Raw genomic sequence first — 18,660 nt, 5'->3', positions numbered from 1 at the left:
GTGATCAGTGACCCATTCCCAGTCCGCCGTCAACAGGGATGACGGCTCCAGTGATGTACGAGGCGTCGTCCGAGGCGAGGAACCGCACCGCCGCGGCGATCTCCTCGGGCTGCGCGTAACGGCCGAGCGGCACCTGCGAGACGATGTTCTGGCGCTGCTCGTCGCTGAGCACCTTGGTCATGTCGGTGTCGACGAAACCGGGCGCGACGACGTTGAAGGTGATGTTGCGCGAGCCCAGCTCGCGGGCGAGGGAGCGCGCGAAGCCGACCAGGGCGGCCTTGGAGGCGGCGTAGTTCGCCTGCCCCGCCGAGCCGAGCAGGCCGACGACGGAGGAGATCAGCACGACGCGGCCCTTCTTGGCGCGCAGCATGCCGCGGTTGGCGCGCTTCACGACGCGGAAGGTGCCGGTGAGGTTGGTGTCGATGACCGAGGTGAAGTCGTCCTCGGTCATCCGCATCAGGAGCTGGTCCTTGGTGACGCCGGCGTTGGCGACCAGGACCTCGACGGGACCGTGACTGTCCTCGATCTCCTTGTAGGCCTGCTCCACCTGCTCCGGGTCGGTGATGTCGCACTTGACGGCCAGGAAGCCGGCGGGCGGCTCACCCGAGCGGTACGTGATCGCGACCTTGTCGCCGGCGTCGGCGAAAGCGCGGGCGATGGCGAGGCCGATGCCCCGGTTGCCTCCGGTGACGAGAACCGAGCGGCTCAACGGATCACCCTTTCGATAGCGTGCTGCGATGTCCGACAACCCGCCCGAACAGCTCGATGACAGGCGGCTTCATCGAAAACCTATCGGTAGCGCCGCGTGCGCGGGCAATCGGGCACCGACAGTGGCTCGGGGGTGTCACTGTCGGGTCCCTACAGAATGAGCGGGCCGCCGTGCCGAAAGGTGTGGTCCACCGGGCCGCGCGCACGCCATGATCGGACGGACAGGCCACGACAGCAGGGAGACCTCCGTGCCTCATTCCATCGACGAAGCCTTCACGGCGCTTCCGCTACGGGCCCTCGCCGACGCCGCGCTCGCACGCGCGCGGGCGCTGGGGGCCGAGCACGCGGACTTCCGCTTCGAGCGGGTGCGCAGCGCATCCTGGCGGCTGCGGGACGCCCGCCCCGCCGGATCGTCGGACACCACCGACCTCGGGTACGCGGTCCGGGTGGTGCACGGCGGTACGTGGGGCTTCGCGTCCGGGGTCGACCTGACCATGGACGCCGCCGCCCGGGTCGCCTCGCAGGCGGTGGCCATGGCCAAGCTGTCCGCCCAGGTGATCAAGGCGGCCGGGTCGGACGAGCGGGTGGAGCTGGCGGACGAGCCGGTGCACGCCGACCGGACCTGGGTGTCGTCGTACGAGATCGACCCCTTCTCGGTGCCCGACGAGGAGAAGGCGGCGCTGCTGGCGGAGTGGAGCCGGCGGTTGCTGGCGGCGAACGGCGTCAGCCACGTGGACGCCTCGCTCCTCACCGTGCACGAGAACAAGTTCTACGCCGACACCGCCGGGACCGTGACCACCCAGCAGCGGGTGCGGCTGCACCCGGAGCTGACCGCGGTGTCGGTGGACGACTCCAGCGGCGAGTTCGACTCGATGCGCACCCTGGCGCCGCCGGCCGGGCGCGGCTGGGAGTACCTGACCGGCACCGGCTGGGACTGGGACGGCGAGCTGGAGCGGATCCCGGAGCTGCTCGCGGAGAAGATGCGGGCGCCGAGCGTCGAGCCGGGCCTGTACGACCTGGTGATCGACCCGTCCAATCTGTGGCTGACCATCCACGAGTCCATCGGGCACGCGACCGAGCTGGACCGCGCCCTCGGCTACGAGGCCGCCTACGCCGGCACCTCCTTCGCCACCTTCGACCAGCTGGGCAAGCTCCGCTACGGCTCAGAGCTGATGAACGTCACCGGTGACCGCACCGCCGAGCACGGCCTCGCGACCATCGGCTACGACGACGAGGGCGTCGAGGCGCAGTCCTGGGACCTGGTGAAGGACGGCACGCTGGTCGGCTACCAGCTGGACCGCAGGATCGCGAGGCTGACCGGGTTCGACCGGTCCAACGGCTGCGCGTACGCCGACTCCCCCGCCCATGTGCCGGTGCAGCGCATGGCCAACGTCTCCCTGCGGCCGGACCCGGCCGGGCTGTCCACCGAGGACCTGATCGGCGGCGTCGACCGGGGCATCTACGTCGTCGGGGACCGGTCCTGGTCGATCGACATGCAGCGGTACAACTTCCAATTTACGGGGCAGCGCTTCTTCAGGATCGAGAACGGGCGGATCACCGGGCAGCTGAAGGACGTCGCCTACCAGGCGAACACCACCGACTTCTGGGGATCGATGGCCGCCGTGGGCGGTCCGCAGACCTATGTGCTCGGCGGCGCGTTCAACTGCGGCAAGGCCCAGCCCGGGCAGGTGGCCGCCGTGTCCCACGGGTGTCCCTCGGCCCTCTTCAAGGGCGTCAACATCCTCAACACCACGCAGGAGGCCGGTCGATGAGCGCCCGCAGCAACAAGCCGCACGAGATCGTCGAACAGGCCCTGGCGCTGTCCCGGGCCGACGGGTGCGTGGTGATCGCCGACGAGCACTCCACCGCCAACCTGCGCTGGGCCGGCAACGCGCTGACCACCAACGGGGTGACGCGCGGCCGTACCCTCACGGTGATCGCGACGGTGGACGGCAAGGAGGGCACGGCCTCGGGGGTCGTCTCCCGCTCGGCCGTCACCGCCGAGGAGCTGGAGCCGCTGGTGCGGGCCGCCGAGGCCGCCGCGCGCGGCGCCGGGCCCGCCGAGGACGCACAGCCGCTGGTGAGCGGCGTACCGCAGTCGCCGGACTTCACGGACGCGCCCGTCGAGACCTCCTCGGCCGTGTTCGCCGGCTTCGCCCCGGCGCTCGGCGAGGCGTTCGCACGCGCGCGTGCGGGCGGCCGGGAGCTGTACGGCTTCGCCCACCACGAGATGGTGTCCACCTATCTGGGCAGCTCCACCGGGCTGCGGCTGCGGCACGACCAGCCCACCGGCACGCTGGAGCTGAACGCCAAGTCGCCGGACCGGACCCGCTCGGCATGGGCCGGCCGGTCCACCCGGGACTTCAAGGACGTCGATCCGGCGGCGCTCGACGCCGAGCTGGCCGTGCGTCTCGGCTGGGCCGAGCGGCGCGTGGAGCTGCCCGCGGGCCGCTACGAGACGCTGCTGCCGCCGACCGCGGTGGCGGACCTGCTGATCTACCAGCTGTGGTCGGCGTCCGGCCGGGACGCGGCCGAGGGGCGGACGGTGTTCTCCCGGCCGGGCGGCGGCACGCGCGTCGGCGAGAAGCTCTCCGCGCTGCCGCTCAGCCTGCGCAGCGACCCGCACCAGCCCGGTCTGGAGTGCCCGCCCTTCGTGGTCGCCCACTCCTCCGGCGGCGACCAGTCGGTGTTCGACAACGGCCTGCCGACGCAGGCCACCGAGTGGGTCGGCGAGGGCGTGCTGAAGCACCTCACGACCACCCGGCACAGTGCCGCCCTGACCGGGCTGCCGGTCGCCCCGGTGCTCGGGAACCTGATCCTGGACGGCGGCGGCGAGCGCTCCCTGGAGGAGATGGTCGCGGCCACCGAGCGCGGGCTGCTGCTGACCTGCCTGTGGTACATCCGGGAGGTCGACCCGGCGACCCTGCTGCTGACGGGCCTGACCCGGGACGGCGTCTACCTCGTGGAGAACGGCGAGGTGACCGCGCAGGTGAACAACTTCCGGTTCAACGAGTCGCCGGTGGACCTGCTGGGGCGGGCCACCGAGGCCGGGCGCACCGAAAAGACCCTGCCGAGGGAGTGGAGCGACTGGTTCACTAGGGCTGCGATGCCGGCGCTGCGGGTGCCGGACTTCAATATGAGCTCTGTCAGCCAGGGCGTATAACCTCGTACCTGATTACGAGACCACTCAAGGAGACACGAGAACCGTGACGGACATCGTCGACGAGCTGAAGTGGCGGGGGCTGTTCGCCCTGTCCACCGACGAGGACGCTTTGCGCAAGGCGCTCGCGGACGGTCCCGTCACGTTCTATTGCGGCTTCGACCCGACCGCGCCGTCGCTGCACGTGGGCCATCTGGTGCAGGTGCTCACCGTGCGCCGGCTCCAGCAGGCCGGGCACCGGCCGCTGGCGCTGGTCGGCGGTGCGACGGGCCTCATCGGCGACCCGCGCCCGACCGCGGAGCGCACGCTGAACGACCCGGAGACGGTGGCCGGCTGGGTGGGGAAGCTGCGCGCCCAGATCGAGCCCTTCCTGTCCTTCGAGGGCGAGAACGCGGCCGTGATGGTCAACAACCTCGACTGGACCGCGAACCTCTCCGCGATCGAGTTCCTGCGGGACATCGGCAAGCACTTCCGCGTCAACAAGATGCTGACCAAGGACTCCGTGGCCCGCCGTCTGGAGTCCGACCAGGGCATCAGCTACACCGAGTTCAGCTACCAGATCCTCCAGGGCATGGACTTCCTCCAGCTGTACCGGAGGTACGGCTGCACGCTCCAGCAGGGCGGCAGCGACCAGTGGGGCAATCTCACGGCCGGCCTGGACCTGATCCACCGGCTGGAGCCCGGCGCCGAGGTGCACGCGCTGGCCACCCCGCTGATGACCAAGGCGGACGGCACCAAGTTCGGCAAGACCGAGAGCGGCGCCGTCTGGCTGGACCCGGAGATGACGACGCCGTACGCGTTCTACCAGTTCTGGCTGAACGTGGACGACCGGGACATCTCGACGTACCTGCGGATCCTGTCCTTCAAGTCCCGCGCGGAGCTGGAGGAGCTGGAGCAGCAGACGCTGGAGCGCCCCCAGGCGCGTGCCGCGCAGCGGGCGCTGGCCGAGGAGCTGACGACGCTGGTGCACGGCGCCGAGCAGACGGCCGCGGTGATCGCCGCGTCCAAGGCGCTGTTCGGTCAGGGCGAGCTGGCGGAGCTGGACGAGAAGACGCTGGCCGCCGCGCTGTCCGAGCTGCCGCACATCCAGGTCGCGGAGCCGGGCCAGGTGGTCGATCTGTTCGCCGAGGTCGGCCTGGTCGCCAGCAAGTCCGCCGCGCGGCGGACGGTGAAGGAGGGCGGGGCCTACGTGAACAACGTCAAGGTCACCGCCGAGGACGCCGTCGTGGCCCGGGAGGAGCTGCTGCACGGGCGGTGGCTGGTGCTGCGGCGGGGCAAGAAGAACCTTGCCGCGGTGGAGGTCGTCGCCGGCTGACGCCGTAGGGGCGTGGGGTGCGCGGCGGAATGCGGCTTCGTCGTGGTCGTTCGCGCACCGCGGCGGAGCCGCATGTCGATGCGGCCTCGCGCCCCTTTCGGGGCCGTATGTCGATGCAGCCCCGCGCCCCTTTCGGGGCCGCTTTCAGGCCCCGGCCCTCTCCTGCTTCCGCTTGCCCAGCGTCGCCATGTAGAGGGCGTCCACGGCCGCGACGATGATGATCGCGGCCACCAGCTGGAAGATGTGCCGGCTCCAGTCGATGCCCGGGGTCGCCGCGACGCCGACGGCGCGGGCGACCGCGTTGCCGACGATGGCGCCGAGCATGCCACAGATGGTGGTCAGCCACAGCGGGCTGTGCTGCTTGCCGGGGATGACCGCCTTGGCTATCAGGCCCAGCACGAATCCCACGATGATCGCCCACAACCAGCCCATGGCTGCCTCCTCGTACGGCTCGACGTCAGTTTTACGGTCAGTGTGGTTCGGCCGGGGGTACGGCGCACTCCGGGTTCCCCCGTATGCGGCGCGTGAACCCGGGGCCATCGCCGCAGGCGGCGGGTGACCCGGTCTCGTGGCCGGCGAGTGCGCGGCGTACCGTGGAGGTGTCCCGGCACGGCTGCGCGCGGGGCGTGGACGACGGTCCGGGCCGGGGAGAGTCCGATGCGGGCGGATGGTGGAATGTGACGCGGAAACAGCACGGCGGCGCCCAGGTCTTCCGGATCACCGGCGCCCGGACGGGACTCGCCGAGGATGTGCGGGGCCGGCAGCGGCGGTACGTCATCTCGATGTCGATCCGCACCGTGTCGGTGATCCTCGCCGCCTCGCTGTGGAACGTCGAGCGGTACGTCGCGATCGTCGCGCTGGTGCTCGGCGCGATTCTCCCCTATGTCGCCGTGGTGATCGCGAACGCGGGCCGGGAACGGCCGCCGTCGCTTCCCTCCACCTTCGTCACCACGCCCATGCGTCCGATGATCACTCCGCCGAGGGGCGGGGAGGCGGGGGCCGCGGAGGCTCCGGCGGGCTCCGGCCTGGGCGCTGAGCAGGCAGAACGCGGCGAGAGCGCGGGCTGATCCCGCGTCAGGCTCAAGAAAAGCTCAGATCAATCGTGCAGTTCAGGTGCCGGGCGCAGGGGTACCCGTGACATACTGCGTACGCGCTCCGCATCCCCCGTCGGAGCGACGGACCGACGCCGGGCAGCTCCCCCCGTGGCTGCTCGGCGTCGCCTTGTTCGGGCCTCTTTCTGTGAGACGAAGCTGTGAGTGACGAGACCCCCATCTGCTCCGCGAAGGGCTGCCGCGCCGACGCCGAGTGGGTGCTGGCGTGGAACAACCCGAAGATCCACACGCCGGAGCGGCGCAAGACCTGGCTCACGTGCGAGGAGCATCGCGAGCATCTCTCGCAGTTCCTCGGGGTGCGGGGTTTCCTGAAGGACGTCGTCCGCTTCGCCGACTGGCAGGATCCCGAAGGGGCCTGACCTCCCGAAGGGCCTGACCTCCCGAAGGGGCCTAGCCGCCGATCGCCGACATCGGGCGGTCCGGCTGGACGAAGGACGGGTCGTCCAGGCCCGCGCCCGCCTTCTTGCCCCACATCGCCTGCTTCCAGATGCGGGCGATCTCCTCATCGGGGGCGCCGCTGCGCAGGGCGGCGCGCAGGTCGGTCTCCTCGGTGGCGAACAGGCAGGTGCGTATCTGCCCGTCGGCGGTCAGGCGGGTGCGGTCGCAGGCCGCGCAGAACGGGCGGGTGACCGAGGCGATCACGCCGACGCGGTACGGGCCGCCGTCCACCAGCCAGCGCTCCGCCGGGGCCGAGCCCCGCTCGTCCGCGCCCTCGGGGGTGAGGTCGAAGCGGGTGCGCAGGGAGGCGAGGATGTCCCCGGCGGTGACCATGCCCTCGCGCTTCCAGCCGTGCTGGGCGTCCAGCGGCATCTGCTCGATGAACCGCAGTTCGTAGTCGTGTTCCAGGGCCCAGGCCAGCAGGTCGGGGGCCTCGTCCTCGTTCAGGCCCGGCATCAGGACCGAGTTGACCTTGACGGGGGTCAGGTCCGCCGCGCGGGCGGCTTCGAGGCCTTCGAGGACGTCCTTGTGGCGGTCGCGGCGGGTGAGGGTCTTGAAGACGTCCGGGCGGAGGGTGTCCAGGGAGACGTTGACCCGGTCCAGGCCGGCCGCCTTGAGTGCGCTCGCGGTGCGCTTCAGGCCGATGCCGTTGGTGGTGAGGGACATCTGGGGGCGGGGTTCGAGGGCCGCCACGCGCTCCACGATGCCGACCAGGCCGGGGCGGAGCAGCGGCTCGCCGCCGGTGAAGCGGACCTCCTCGATGCCGAGGGTGCGGACCGCGATGTCGATGAGCCGGACGATCTCGTCGTCCGTGAGCAGGTCGGGCTTGGCCAGCCACTGCAAGCCCTCCTCGGGCATGCAGTAGGTGCAGCGCAGATTGCACCGGTCGGTCAGCGAGACCCTCAGGTCGGTGGCCACTCGGCCGAAAGTGTCGATGAGCACGTGGGCCCCCTCCCTCTCGTGATCCCTCATTCTCGGTCCTGCCTGCCTCGTCCGTCACTTGCGAGACTACGTGACGGCACTGACATCGACAGCGGCCCGATCCCACGAGGTACGGCACGGCCGCGTCGTAGGACCCTACAGTCCTGGCCGACGCGGCCGTCGTACACGGCTCGGTGCGATCGTACGAGCCTCAGTGCGCGCCCGTCCCGGTCAGGGACCGCACCTCCAGTTCGGCGTACTTGCCGGTGTCCGGAGCCTCCTTCGACAGCAGAGTGCCCAGCGCGCCGAGCAGAAAGCCCACCGGGATCGAGATGATGCCGGGGTTCTCCAGCGGGAACCAGTGGAAGTCGACTCCGGGGAACATCGAGGCCGGGCTGCCGGAGACCACCGGCGAGAACAGCACCAGGCCGACCGCGGTGACCAGGCCGCCGTAGATCGACCACAGGGCGCCCGCGGTGGTGAACCGCTTCCAGAACAGGCTGTACAGGATGGTCGGCAGGTTGGCGGAGGCGGCGACCGCGAAGGCGAGGGCGACCAGGCCGGCCACGTTCAGGTCGCGGGCCAGGGCGCCGAGCAGGATCGAGACCGCGCCGATGCCGACGGTCGCCCAGCGGGCCGCGCCCACCTCCTGCTTCTCGGTGGCCTGTCCCTTCTTGATGACGTTGGCGTAGATGTCGTGCGCGAAGGAGGACGACGAGGCCAGGGTGAGGCCGGCGACGACCGCGAGAATGGTCGCGAAGGCGACCGCGGAGATGGTCGCGAGGAGGATCGCGCCCCCGTCGGAGTGCACTCCGCCGAGGTGGAGGGCGAGCAGCGGGGCCGCCGTGTTGCCCGCCTTGTTGGAGGCGATGATCTCGGCCGGCTTGATCAGCGCGGCCGCGCCGAAGCCGAGGGCGAGGGTCATGAGGTAGAAGACGCCGATCAGTCCGATCGCCCAGATGACGGACTTCCGGGCCGCCTTGGCGGTGGGCACGGTGTAGAAGCGGATCAGGATGTGCGGCAGTCCGGCGGTGCCGAGCACCAGGGCGAGGCCGAGGGAGAGGAAGTCCAGCTTGGTGGTGCCGGTGGCGCCGTACTTCAGGCCGGGCTGGAGGAAGGCCGAGCCCTTGCCGCTGTTGTCGGCGGCCTTGCCGAGCAGATCGGAGATGTTGAAGTGGAACTTCAGCAGGACCAGGAAGGTCAGCAGCAGGGCGCCGATGATCAGCAGCACCGCCTTGACCATCTGCACCCAGGTGGTGCCCTTCATGCCGCCGATCGTGACGTACACGATCATCAGGAGGCCGACCAGGGCGACGATGCCGATCTTGCCGCCGTCGCTGGTGATGCCGAGCAGCAGGGAGACCAGGACGCCGGCGCCGGCCATCTGGGCGAGCAGGTAGAAGATGGAGACGACGATGGTGGAGGTGCCGGCGGCCGTGCGGACGGGGCGCTGGCGCATGCGGTACGCGAGCACGTCGCCCATGGTGTAGCGGCCGGAGTTGCGCAGCGGCTCGGCGACCAGGAGGAGGGCGACGAGCCAGGCGACCAGGAACCCGATGGAGTACAGGAAGCCGTCGTAGCCGAACAGGGCGATGGCGCCGGCGATGCCCAGGAAGGACGCGGCGGACATGTAGTCGCCGGAGACGGCGAGGCCGTTCTGGAAGCCGGTGAACTGCCGTCCGCCGGCGTAGAAGTCGGCGGCGTCCTTGGTCTGGCGGCCCGCCCAGACGGTGATGACGAGGGTCGCGGCGACGAACACCGCGAACAGGGTGATGATCAGCGTCCGGTGCTCGCTCGCCTCGCCGGCGGCCAGCAGCAGCTGGGGGTGGCTCATGCTCCGTCCTCCATGCGGGACTTGATGGCCGCGGCCTTCGGGTCGAGCTTGGTGGCGGCGTGCCGCGCGTACCACCAGGCGATGAGGAAGGTGGTGAGGAACTGGGCGAGGCCGAGGACGAGCGCGACGTTGACGTTGCCGGCCACCTTGGTGCCCATGAACCCGCCCGCGTAGTTGGAGAGCAGCACGTACAGCAGGTACCAGGCGGTGAACGCGATGGTCAGCGGGAAGGCGAAGGAGCGGTGGGCGCGGCGCAGTTCGGCGAACTCCGCGCTCTGCTGCACCTCGGTGAACTCCTCGGTGGTGGGAAGTGGGGGCCCCGGTGTCGCCGGGGGTGGTGTCTCGGTGGCCACGGAGTCTCCTCGGGGGACGGACATGCGCGTTTCTGACCTCACGGGAAGGAGGGTCACATGACCGAGAGTAGTGGCACGACTCCCGTTCGTGATCCCAGGGGGGCACGATCCTGCTGGGCCCCTCGTCCACGGTCACGGCGCCACGCGCGGAGCGGTTCAAGTCCGTCGTGCTCTTTTGTGGAGCGGCTGCCGTCGGCGTCTTTCGGCGAGCGGCTGCCGTCGGCCTCTTTCGTGGAGAGGGCGCGGAAGATAGCTTCTGCCTGCACACCCGTCATGTACCTGCCCGAGCACCATCCGTGTCTCGGGCGGTTCCGTATCCGGATGATGTGGAGACCCCATGGTTCATCTGCGTTCCAGACCCCGGCTCGCGCTCGCCGTGCCGGTCGTGCTGTCGCTGACCGCCGCGCTCGGCTTCCTTCCGGCGGCGGCCTCGGCGGCGCCCGCCACGACGGCCGCGGCGGCGCGGGCCGCGGAGGACGGGCCGAACCTCGCGTACGTGGTCAACACCCGGACGGATCCTCGGACGATCGCGTCGGTGCAGCGTGAGATCACGCGCAACGGTGGCACGGTCGTGGCGAGTTACGACCGGATCGGGGTGATCGTCGTCCACTCGGCGAACCCGGACTTCGGTGCGCTGATGCGTGCCGTGCCGGGGGTGGACTCGGCGGGCGCCACCCGGACCGCGCCGCTCAGCGCGGCGGGCACGACGGACGAGGGCGCGGTGCAGGTCCTGTCCAAGGCCGAGGCGGCGAAGCTGGCCGCGAGCGCCGCACCGGGCGAGGAGCCCCTGGAGGCGGACCAGTGGGACCTGTGGGCGATCGGCGCCGACCGGGCCGCGCGGATCGACCCGGGCAGCAGGAGCGTGACCGTCGGCGTGATCGACACGGGCGTGGACGACACCCACCCGGACATCGCCCCGAACTTCTCCGCCGCGCAGTCGGCGAACTGTGTGAGCGGCAAGCCGGACACGACGTACGGCGCGTGGCGGCCGGTGGACGCCGAGCACTACCACGGCACTCATGTGGCCGGTGAGATAGCCGCGGCCCGCAACGGCATAGGCGTGGCCGGGGTGGCGCCGGGCGTGAAGGTCGCGAGCATCACCGTGGCCCAGCCGGACGCGAAGTCGCTGTTCTACCCGGAGAGTGTGGTCTGCGCCTTCGTGTTCGCCGCGGACCATGGCATCCAGATCACGAACAACAGCTATTACGTCGACCCGTGGATGTACAACTGCATGGATGATCCCGATCAACGTGCCATCGTTGACGCGGTCAACAGGGCCCAGTTGTACGCACAGGGCAAGGGCACGCTCAATGTGGCCTCCGCGGGCAACGCGAACGACGACCTGGACTCCCACGCCCTCGTGGACGACTCCAGCCCCGACGACGCGACGGCCACCACCCGGACGGTCGACCCGCACGAGTGCTTCGACGTCCCGACCCAGCTGCCCGGGGTCGTCACCGTGAGCGCGGTCGGCGTGAAGGGCGCCAAGTCGTACTACTCCAGCTACGGCCGGGGCGTGGTCGACGTGGCGGGGCCGGGGGGCGACAAGTACCAGATCCCGGACACGCCGTCGAAGAACGGCCGCATCCTGTCCACGCTGCCGAACGGCCAGTACGGCTTCCTGCAAGGCACCTCGATGGCGTCGCCGCACGTGGCCGCCGTGGCCGCGCTGCTGAAGTCGGCCCACCCGCGGGCCACTCCGGCCCAGCTGCTGGCCCTGCTCAAGGCCGAGGCGGACAACCCGGGCTGCCCGAGCGGTCCGTACGACGGCAACGGCGACGGGGTCGTGGACGCGACCTGCGTCGGCGGCAAGCGCGTGAACGGCTTCTACGGCTTCGGTGTCGTGAACGCGCTGCGCGCTGTCCAGTAGCCACCTGTACCGCGGACGAAGGGAAGAAGACCCACTCATGACAGCGCCCAAGCAGCGCTACCGCCGCGCTCTCGCGATCCCCGCCGGGATGGCCCTGGCCACGGCCCTCGCGTTCCTGCCGAACGTCACCGCGTCCGCCGCGGACAACCCCCCGGTGGCCGCCGACGGGGCTACCCTCAGCTATGTCGTCAACCTCAGCCCGGGGCTGGGGGTCTCGGCTCGGGTGCGGCAGGCGATCGCCGACGCCGGCGGTTCGGTGGTGATCGCGTACGACCGGATCGGCGTGGTCGTCGTCCACTCCGCCGACCCCGGCTTCGCCGCGAAGATCCGCGCGGTGCCCGGGGTGGACTCGGCCGGCGCCACGCGCAACGCGCCGCTGCCCGCCGCGTCCACCACCGACGAGGGCGCGCCCAAGGTGCTCAGCGCCGAGGAGGTCGCGGCCGCCGGCGCCCGGGCGACGGCGGGGCAGGACCCGCTGGAGCCGTTGCAGTGGGACCTGCCGGCCATCAAGGCGGACAAGGCGCACGAGAAGACCCTGGGCAGCCCGGATGTGAAGGTCGCCGTGATCGACACCGGCGTGGACGACACCCACCCGGACATCGCGCCCAACTTCGACCGGGCCGACTCCGTCAACTGTGTGTCGGGCAGCCCGGACACCACGGACGGCGCCTGGCGGCCGAGCGCGTCGGAGAGTCCGCACGGCACGCATGTGGCGGGAGAGATCGCGGCGGCCCGGAACGGCGTGGGCATGACCGGGGTGGCGCCGGGGGTGAAGGTGGCCGGCATCAAGGTCGCCAACCCGAAGGGGTACTTCTACACGGAGGCCGTGGTCTGCGGCTTCATGTGGGCGGCCGAGCACCACATCGACGTGACCAACAACAGCTACTACACCGATCCGTGGTACTTCAACTGCACCGGCGACCCGGACCAGAAGGCGCTCGTGGACGCCGTTACCAGGGCCTCGCGGTACGCGGAGCGCAAGGGCACGGTCAATGTCGCGGCGGCGGGCAACGAGAACTACGACCTCGCGTCCGACTCGATCACCGATCCGTCGTCACCGAACGACGGCACCCCCTCGGACCGGGTGATCGACCCGCACCGGTGCTACGACATACCGACCCAGCTGCCGGGTGTCGTGACGGTCGCGGCGACGGGCGCGAAGGGCCTGAAGTCGTCGTTCTCCAACTACGGCCTCGGTGTGATCGACATCGCCGCGCCCGGCGGCGACTCGACGGCCTACCAGAAGCCCGACGCTCCGGCGACCAGCGGTCTCATCCTGGGTCCGCTGCCGGGCGGCAAGTGGGGTTACATGGCCGGTACGTCGATGGCCACCCCGCATGTCGTGGGTGTTGCCGCATTGATCAAGTCAACCCATCCGCATGCCTCGCCGGCTCTGGTGAAGGCGCTGCTGTACGCGGAGGCCGACGCCACACCATGCACGGATCCGTACGACATCAACGGTGACGGCAAGGTCGACGCGGTCTGCCAGGGGCCGCTGAACCGCAACGGGTTCTACGGCTGGGGCACGGCGGACGCGCTGGCCGCGGTGAGCGACTAGCGGCCGGCGGCGACCGGTACGGGCGGGTGGCGGGGCGTGTTCCGGCCACCCGCCCGTGCGGCATGATCTCCGGTCATGAACTCATACGAAGATCCCGCGGCCTGGGAGCCGCCGCCGGCCCGGCACCGGGGCCTGCTGGTCGTGCGCTTCGTGGCGAGCCTCCTCTACTGGCCGGTGCACATGGTGTGGTGCCTTGTCCTGCTGGGCGTGCTCACGGCGGTCGGGGCGGTGGTCGACCTGGTCGGCTCGGTCAGCACGCGGGCCGAGAAGGCCGTCGACAGGCGCGGCGACCGGCTGGCGGACCTGATGCTGCTGCCCTCCTGGTACGTCGGTCTGCGCGAGGTCCGGCACGAGGGGGACGCGGGGTACTACCGGGCGCGGGTCGACCGGGCGGTGGCCCGGCACACCGAGCAGGTCACCCAGCAGCGGCCGCTCGTGTCGCGCGAGTGGTCGATATCGCGGCGCGACTACCGGGGCGCGGGGGCCCGGTACGTCGCCGAGCGGGCGCTCGCACAGGGATGGCAGCTGCGGCCGTCCGACGTGCGTAAGAAGGTGATCCTCCACTGGCCGCCCCAGCGTTGACGCAATCATGGGCCGAACCCCAAAGGGTTGATTGAATCAATAATGCATAGTGCAGTCATGACAGATATCGCGTTCGCATGGACTGCACTGGGCGGCGATCCCGCCCTCGTCTCCCGGGTCACCTCGGTCGAGCGGCCCGGCGCGCTCCCGTCCCGGTTCCCCGTCCGCGAGCTGGCGCGCGCGTGCGTGGGCACGTGTGCGCTGGCCGCCGCCGAACTCGCGAGCCGCCGGACCGCAGGCACCGGCACACCCGGCGTCCGGGTCGACGACGGTGCCGTCGCGGCCGCCTTCCACAGCGACCGCCTGCTCCAGGTGGACGGGCGCGCACCGGTCAACTTCGCGCCGCTGTCCCGGTTCTGGCGGACCGCCGACGGCTGGGTGCGCACACACGCCAACTACCCGCACCACCGGGACCGGTTGCTCGGCGCGCTGGGTCTGCCGGCGGACGCCTCGGTGACGGCGGTGGCCGACCGCTTCGCCGAGCTCCCCGCGCTGGAGGCCGAGGACGCCGTGTACCGCGCCGGCGGCCTCGCCGTGGCCCTGCGCACCCCCGCGGAGTGGGCCGCGCATCCGCAGGCCGCCGAGGTGGCCGCCCGTCCGCTGGTCGAGCGGCAACGGCTGGACGCGGCACCCGCGCGCGTGATGCCGCCGCTCCCGGCCACCACTCCCCTGCTGCCCGCCGCGGGCCTGCGCGTCCTGGACCTGACCCGGGTGCTGGCGGGTCCGGTCGCCACCCGCACGCTGGGCCTGCTCGGCGCCGACGTGCTCCGGCTGGACGCCCCGCACCTGCCCGAACTCCCCGACCAGCACGCCGACACCGGCTTCGGCAAGCGGTCGGCGACCCTCGACCTGACCACCGGCCGGGACACCTTCGAGGAGCTGCTGGCCTCGGCGGACGTCGTCGTCACCGGCTACCGGCCGGGCGCCCTCGACCGGCTGGGCCTCGCCCCCGACGAGCTGGCCCGGCGCCGTCCCGGCCTGGTCGTGGCGCAGGTCTCGGCATGGGGGGCGTACGGGCCCTGGGGCGGCCGACGGGGCTTCGACAGCCTGGTGCAGGTCGCCACCGGCATCGCGGCGGCCGAGGGCTCGGCCGGGCAGCCCGGCGCGCTGCCCGCGCAGGCCCTGGACCACGGCACCGGCTATCTGCTGGCGGCGGCCGTGCTGCGCGCGCTGACCGAGCAGTCGTGCGAGGGCGGGAGCCGGCTCGTGCGGCTGGCGCTCGCGCGTACCGCCCACTGGCTGACCGACGGGATCCGGCCGGGGCCGGCCACCGGAGTGCCGTACCCGGGTCCGGACGCCTGGCTGGCCGAGGTGGACAGCCCCCTCGGCCGGCTCCGGCACGCCCTGCCCCCGGTGACCTTCACCGGCGGCCCCGCCGACTGGGCGCTCCCCCCGGCACCGTGGGGGTCTCAGGCGGCCCGCTGGTCGTGAGCGCGCGGCCGGGTCAGCGGCCAGCGGTGACGAGCGCCTGGAGGGTCGTGCGCTCGTCCATGACCGGTAGGCCGAAGAGGGCCCCCTCAGACGCCCGCCGCGCCCAGCAGGCGGCCCGCCGCGTAGGTGACGGCCATCGCCAGGGCGCCGCCCAGGACGTTGCGCAGGACCGCCCGCCAGGGGGCCGCCGCGCCGAGGCGGGCGCTGCTCCAGCCGGTGAGGACGAGCGCGGCCAGGACGCAGCCCACGGTGACCGGCAGCCGCCAGTCGGCCGGGGGCAGGACGATGGCCAGCAGCGGGAGCAGCGCGCCCACGGTGAAGGCCAGGAAGCTCGCCCACGCCGCGTGCCAGGGGTTGGTCAGCTCCTCCGGGTCGATGCCCAGCTCCACGCGCGCGTGGGCCCGCAGCGCATCCCGCGCGGTGAGCTGCTCGGCGGCCTCCCGGGCCACCGCGCGGGACAGGCCGCGGTCCTCCAGCAGCCGGGTCAGCTCGTCGAGTTCGGCCTCCGGCTGCTCGTGCAGCTCGCGTTTCTCCACGGCCAGCGCGGCGAGTTCGGAGTCGCGCTGGGTGGAGACCGAGACGTACTCGCCGGCCGCCATGGACATCGATCCGGCGAGCAGCCCGGCCAGTCCGGCGGTGAGCAGGGCGGCCCGGCTCTGTGTCGCCCCGGCCACGCCGACGACGAGTCCGGCGGTGGAGACGATGCCGTCGTTCGCGCCCAGCACGGCGGCCCGCAGCCAGTTCAGCCGCGAGCCGAGCGCGCCCCCGTGGGTCTCGTCATGGGTCGGTTCCGTCACAACAGCGAGGATCCCACTCCGGGGGCCGCCCCGGCATCACCACACGCGCACGTCGGCCCCGCGGGCGAACACCGGGCTGGTCGCGTCCGGCGGCGGGTCCTGGAGCGGCTCGGCGAGCTCCGTGACCGTCGGGCCGACCTTCGCCGCGATGGGATCGAGGAGGGCGAGGTCGAAGCCGTAGACCCGGGCGGCGTTGCCGCCGAGCATGGCGGCCAGCTCCGCGCGCGGGACGCCCGCGAAGGCGTGGCGCAGGGCCTCGCGGGTGTACGGGTGGGTGCCCTCGTCGTGCGGGTAGTCGCTGCCCCACATGATCTTGTCGACGCCGATGCGGTGGCGCAGCGGCACCTCGTGGGGGCGCATGAAGCTCGCGCCGACGAAGCAGTTGTCCCGCCAGACCCGGGAGGGCGCCTCGCCCATGGTGGCGGCGAGTCCGGCGCCGAACCTGGCCTCGGCCGTGTCCGCGTGCGTGGCGGCCGCGACCAGACGGCCGTGGTAGTAGTCCAGCATGCCGAGCACACCGGGGATCCAGCCGGAGCCCTGCTCGGTGAGGACGAGTCTGAGGTCCGGGTGGCGGCGGAAGGCACCACCGAAGGCGAGGTGCCACAGGGCGCGGTGGGAGAACCAGGTCGTCTCCACCATGAAGACCGCGCGGGCGGCCGGTTCCTCGCCGAGCGGCGGGTTGGCCGAGCCGGCGTGGTGGTTGACGGGTACGCCGAGTTCCGCGCACACGGCCCAGATCGGGTCGTACACCTGCGAGTACAGCTCGGGCAGGCCCGAGCCGGGCGGCGTGCCGGGCAGCATCAGGCCGCCCGTGAGGCCCGCCGCGGCCGCCCGGCGGATCTCCCGCACGGCCTCCTCGACGTCGCCGAGGAGGATCTGGAAGACGCCCGCGCGGCGGCCCGGCGCGGCGGCGCAGAAGTCGGCGAGCCAGCGGTTGTGGGCGCGCAGGCCCGCCCAGCGGCGTTCGAAGTCCGCGGCGTTCGTCGGCTGGGTCATGAGCGAGCCGGAGGGAAAGAACGGCGGGATGGTGTTCGGGAAGATCACCTCGGCGACGATGCCGTCCGCCTCCAGCTCCGCCAGCCGCAGCTCGGAGTTCCAGTTGCGGTCGGCGGAGTCGGCGAGCAGGTCCTGGTGCGGGTTGACGTAGGTGGCCGCCCAGTCGTCGAAGTCGTCGTGGTACCGCCGCTCCAGGTACGGCCGGTAGTCCAGCAGGTCGGCGCCGGCGTGGCAGTCGGCGGAGATGACGGTGTACCGGTCGGCGCTCATGAGGCCGCTCCTCGCACCGGGGTGTCGGGGCCGGTCCCGAGGACCGGGAAGTCGTGGCCGGTCAGCCAGTGCCGGCCCGCCTCGCGCGAGCGGGCCCAGGACGCTTCGACGGCCGCCTGGCCGGGCGGCTGGCCGAGGTCGGCGGGGGTCGGGCCGATGCGGCGGGCCAGGGGCGCGAGCCGGTCGGTGTCGAAGCCGAAGACCTCGGCCGCGGCGAGGCCCAGCATGCGCCGGGTCTCGGTGACGGGGATGTCGTGGAAGGTGCGGCGCAGCCACGCGCGTGTGTCGGGCCAGGTGCCCTCGGGGTGCGGGAAGTCGCTGCCCCAGAGGATGTTGTCGACGCCGATCTCGTAGCGCTGGGCCAGCTCGCGCCGCTTGGTGTTGGTGGCGCAGATGAACACCTGCCGGTCCAGGTACTCGTGCGGCGGGCGTTTCAGCGCCTCGAACGGGGAGAGCTTCTTTCCGCCGTGCGCGCCGAGGTAGAGGCGGTCCATGAACCACAGCAGGTTGGGCAGCCACCAGCAGCCGGACTCTGCGACGCCGAAGCGCAGGCCGGGGTGGCGTTCGAAGACGCCGGACCAGAGCAGGAACCACAGCGGGCGGGCCGGCCACCAGGTGACCTCGGAGACGTAGATGCCGAGGTGGTCGCCGTACTCCTCGCGCGGGGCGGCGCCGGAGTGGGTGAGCACCGGCATGGCGCACTCGGCGGCGGCCGCCCACACGGGGTCGTACCGGCGGTCGTGGTAGGGCTCCCGGCCCGCCCAGAGCGCGGGGATCAGCAGGGCGCCGAGGCCGGACTCCCGGGACCGGTGGATCTCGGCGACGACCTGCTCGACCGGGGCGGTGATCGGCAGCAGGGCGACGCCGCAGTGCCGTTCGGGGTGGGCGGAGACGAAGTCCGCGAGCCACCGGTTGTGCGCCCGGGCGCCGGCCAGGCCGAGTTCCGGGTCGTGGTCGCCGGAGAGGCCGAGGCCGACGCCGAAGGGGGCGGCGGTGCGGCTGTCGACGGCGTCGGCGTCCGGGAAGACGACCTCGGCGGCCACGCCGTCGCCGTCCAGCTCCTTCACCCGCCGGGCCGCGTCCCAGCCGCCGCGCAGGCCCTCCTCGTTCTCCTCGAACCAGCGGGCGGCGAAGGTCTCGTTGCGGATGCCGAGCCGGGTCATCTCCGCGCGGCGCCGGTCGCGGCCCGCGAGGAACTCGTCGAAGGCGCGGTGGAAGCGGGACTCCAGATAGGGCCGGTACTGCTCGGTCGGCAGCCCGGCATGGCAGTCGGAGGAGATGATCAGGTACGGGTCGTCGGCTGTGCTCACGGGGC

At 71.9% G+C, this 18,660-nt stretch carries 17 protein-coding genes; 9 read left to right on the top strand and 8 right to left on the bottom strand.

The genetic code is table 11. The features are described 5' to 3' along the window. Window positions 1-4: 4 nt before the first annotated feature. A complete protein-coding gene (gene fabG / locus ACZ5CZ_RS34325; protein ID WP_385843274.1) occupies window positions 5-709 on the bottom strand; it encodes a 3-oxoacyl-[acyl-carrier-protein] reductase in 705 nt (234 codons plus the stop codon). Between the two features lie 247 nt (window positions 710-956). On the opposite strand from fabG, the gene ACZ5CZ_RS34320 reads away from it, so the two are divergent. The 3 genes from ACZ5CZ_RS34320 to tyrS are packed head-to-tail and all read left to right on the top strand — an operon-like array spanning window position 957 to window position 5,183. Then, a complete protein-coding gene (locus ACZ5CZ_RS34320; RefSeq protein WP_468948482.1) occupies window positions 957-2,480 on the top strand; it encodes a TldD/PmbA family protein in 1,524 nt (507 codons plus the stop codon). Continuing rightward, complete coding sequence (locus ACZ5CZ_RS34315) at window positions 2,477-3,871, top strand: metallopeptidase TldD-related protein (protein WP_468948480.1); 1,395 nt, start codon at window positions 2,477-2,479, stop codon at window positions 3,869-3,871. Before ACZ5CZ_RS34320 ends, ACZ5CZ_RS34315 begins: the two co-directional genes overlap by 4 nt. Before the next feature lie 43 nt (window positions 3,872-3,914). Next, window positions 3,915-5,183, top strand: coding sequence for a tyrosine--tRNA ligase (tyrS, locus tag ACZ5CZ_RS34310; RefSeq protein ID WP_468948478.1), 1,269 nt, complete (start codon window positions 3,915-3,917; stop codon window positions 5,181-5,183). A gap of 144 nt (window positions 5,184-5,327) precedes the next feature. Here tyrS and ACZ5CZ_RS34305 read toward each other — a convergent pair whose 3' ends face one another. After that, complete coding sequence (locus ACZ5CZ_RS34305) at window positions 5,328-5,615, bottom strand: GlsB/YeaQ/YmgE family stress response membrane protein (protein ID WP_468948476.1); 288 nt, start codon at window positions 5,613-5,615, stop codon at window positions 5,328-5,330. A 245-nt stretch (window positions 5,616-5,860) separates the two neighbouring features. On the opposite strand from ACZ5CZ_RS34305, the gene ACZ5CZ_RS34300 reads away from it, so the two are divergent. Then, a complete protein-coding gene (locus tag ACZ5CZ_RS34300) occupies window positions 5,861-6,250 on the top strand; it encodes a DUF3099 domain-containing protein (RefSeq protein ID WP_468948474.1) in 390 nt (129 codons plus the stop codon). 185 nt (window positions 6,251-6,435) lie between these two features. Then, window positions 6,436-6,654, top strand: a complete 219-nt coding sequence (locus tag ACZ5CZ_RS34295) for a hypothetical protein (protein ID WP_468948472.1) — start codon at window positions 6,436-6,438, stop codon at window positions 6,652-6,654. 31 nt (window positions 6,655-6,685) lie between these two features. Here ACZ5CZ_RS34295 and moaA read toward each other — a convergent pair whose 3' ends face one another. From moaA to ACZ5CZ_RS34280, 3 genes are all read right to left on the bottom strand, one after another. Then, window positions 6,686-7,675: a GTP 3',8-cyclase MoaA gene (gene moaA / locus ACZ5CZ_RS34290; RefSeq protein WP_468948470.1), complete on the bottom strand. Its 990-nt coding sequence runs from the start codon at window positions 7,673-7,675 to the stop codon at window positions 6,686-6,688. 190 nt (window positions 7,676-7,865) lie between these two features. After that, window positions 7,866-9,488 carry a solute symporter family protein gene (locus ACZ5CZ_RS34285; protein WP_468948468.1) on the bottom strand — a complete coding sequence of 541 codons (1,623 nt, stop codon included), beginning with the start codon at window positions 9,486-9,488 and terminating at the stop codon, window positions 7,866-7,868. Then, on the bottom strand, window positions 9,485-9,841 hold the full coding sequence (locus tag ACZ5CZ_RS34280; protein ID WP_385843258.1) for a DUF485 domain-containing protein: 357 nt from the start codon (window positions 9,839-9,841) through the stop codon (window positions 9,485-9,487). Before ACZ5CZ_RS34280 ends, ACZ5CZ_RS34285 begins: the two co-directional genes overlap by 4 nt. 337 nt (window positions 9,842-10,178) lie before the next feature. Here ACZ5CZ_RS34280 and ACZ5CZ_RS34275 point away from each other — a divergent pair, with 337 nt between their 5' ends. From ACZ5CZ_RS34275 to ACZ5CZ_RS34260, 4 genes are all read left to right on the top strand, one after another. Next, complete coding sequence (locus ACZ5CZ_RS34275) at window positions 10,179-11,711, top strand: S8 family peptidase (protein ID WP_468948466.1); 1,533 nt, start codon at window positions 10,179-10,181, stop codon at window positions 11,709-11,711. A gap of 37 nt (window positions 11,712-11,748) precedes the next feature. Beyond that, the gene (locus ACZ5CZ_RS34270; protein WP_385843256.1) at window positions 11,749-13,269 is read left to right on the top strand and encodes a S8 family peptidase; all 1,521 of its coding nucleotides are present in this window, start codon (window positions 11,749-11,751) and stop codon (window positions 13,267-13,269) included. Between the two features lie 75 nt (window positions 13,270-13,344). Further along, complete coding sequence (locus ACZ5CZ_RS34265) at window positions 13,345-13,851, top strand: hypothetical protein (RefSeq protein WP_468948463.1); 507 nt, start codon at window positions 13,345-13,347, stop codon at window positions 13,849-13,851. A gap of 57 nt (window positions 13,852-13,908) precedes the next feature. Then, complete coding sequence (locus ACZ5CZ_RS34260) at window positions 13,909-15,282, top strand: CoA transferase (protein ID WP_468948461.1); 1,374 nt, start codon at window positions 13,909-13,911, stop codon at window positions 15,280-15,282. Between the two features lie 86 nt (window positions 15,283-15,368). On the opposite strand, the gene ACZ5CZ_RS34255 is transcribed toward ACZ5CZ_RS34260, so the two are convergent. The 3 genes from ACZ5CZ_RS34255 to ACZ5CZ_RS34245 are packed head-to-tail and all read right to left on the bottom strand — an operon-like array spanning window position 15,369 to window position 18,655. Continuing rightward, window positions 15,369-16,079: a VIT1/CCC1 transporter family protein gene (locus ACZ5CZ_RS34255; RefSeq protein WP_468948459.1), complete on the bottom strand. Its 711-nt coding sequence runs from the start codon at window positions 16,077-16,079 to the stop codon at window positions 15,369-15,371. Window positions 16,080-16,115: 36 nt separating this feature from the next. After that, the gene (locus ACZ5CZ_RS34250; RefSeq protein WP_385843251.1) at window positions 16,116-17,345 is read right to left on the bottom strand and encodes an amidohydrolase family protein; all 1,230 of its coding nucleotides are present in this window, start codon (window positions 17,343-17,345) and stop codon (window positions 16,116-16,118) included. Further along, window positions 17,342-18,655 (bottom strand): amidohydrolase family protein, encoded by a 1,314-nt coding sequence (locus tag ACZ5CZ_RS34245; protein WP_468948457.1) that lies wholly within the window; start codon window positions 18,653-18,655, stop codon window positions 17,342-17,344. Before ACZ5CZ_RS34245 ends, ACZ5CZ_RS34250 begins: the two co-directional genes overlap by 4 nt. Between the last annotated feature and the right edge of the window lie 5 nt (window positions 18,656-18,660).

It is taken from the genome of Streptomyces sp. NPDC031418 (genome assembly GCF_055581605.1).
The sequence above is the reverse complement of the archived record's forward strand: the minus strand, read 5'-3'. Positions and strand labels throughout refer to the sequence as shown.

Coding starts and splice junctions, on each gene's coding strand:
- ACZ5CZ_RS34315 (WP_468948480.1), top strand. CDS start 2,477: ATGAGCGCCCGCAGCAACAAGCCGCACGAGATCGTCGAACAGGCCCTG.
- ACZ5CZ_RS34270 (WP_385843256.1), top strand. CDS start 11,749: ATGACAGCGCCCAAGCAGCGCTACCGCCGCGCTCTCGCGATCCCCGCC.
- ACZ5CZ_RS34285 (WP_468948468.1), bottom strand. CDS start 9,488: ATGAGCCACCCCCAGCTGCTGCTGGCCGCCGGCGAGGCGAGCGAGCAC.
- ACZ5CZ_RS34260 (WP_468948461.1), top strand. CDS start 13,909: ATGACAGATATCGCGTTCGCATGGACTGCACTGGGCGGCGATCCCGCC.
- ACZ5CZ_RS34275 (WP_468948466.1), top strand. CDS start 10,179: ATGGTTCATCTGCGTTCCAGACCCCGGCTCGCGCTCGCCGTGCCGGTC.
- ACZ5CZ_RS34265 (WP_468948463.1), top strand. CDS start 13,345: ATGAACTCATACGAAGATCCCGCGGCCTGGGAGCCGCCGCCGGCCCGG.
- ACZ5CZ_RS34305 (WP_468948476.1), bottom strand. CDS start 5,615: ATGGGCTGGTTGTGGGCGATCATCGTGGGATTCGTGCTGGGCCTGATA.
- ACZ5CZ_RS34250 (WP_385843251.1), bottom strand. CDS start 17,345: ATGAGCGCCGACCGGTACACCGTCATCTCCGCCGACTGCCACGCCGGC.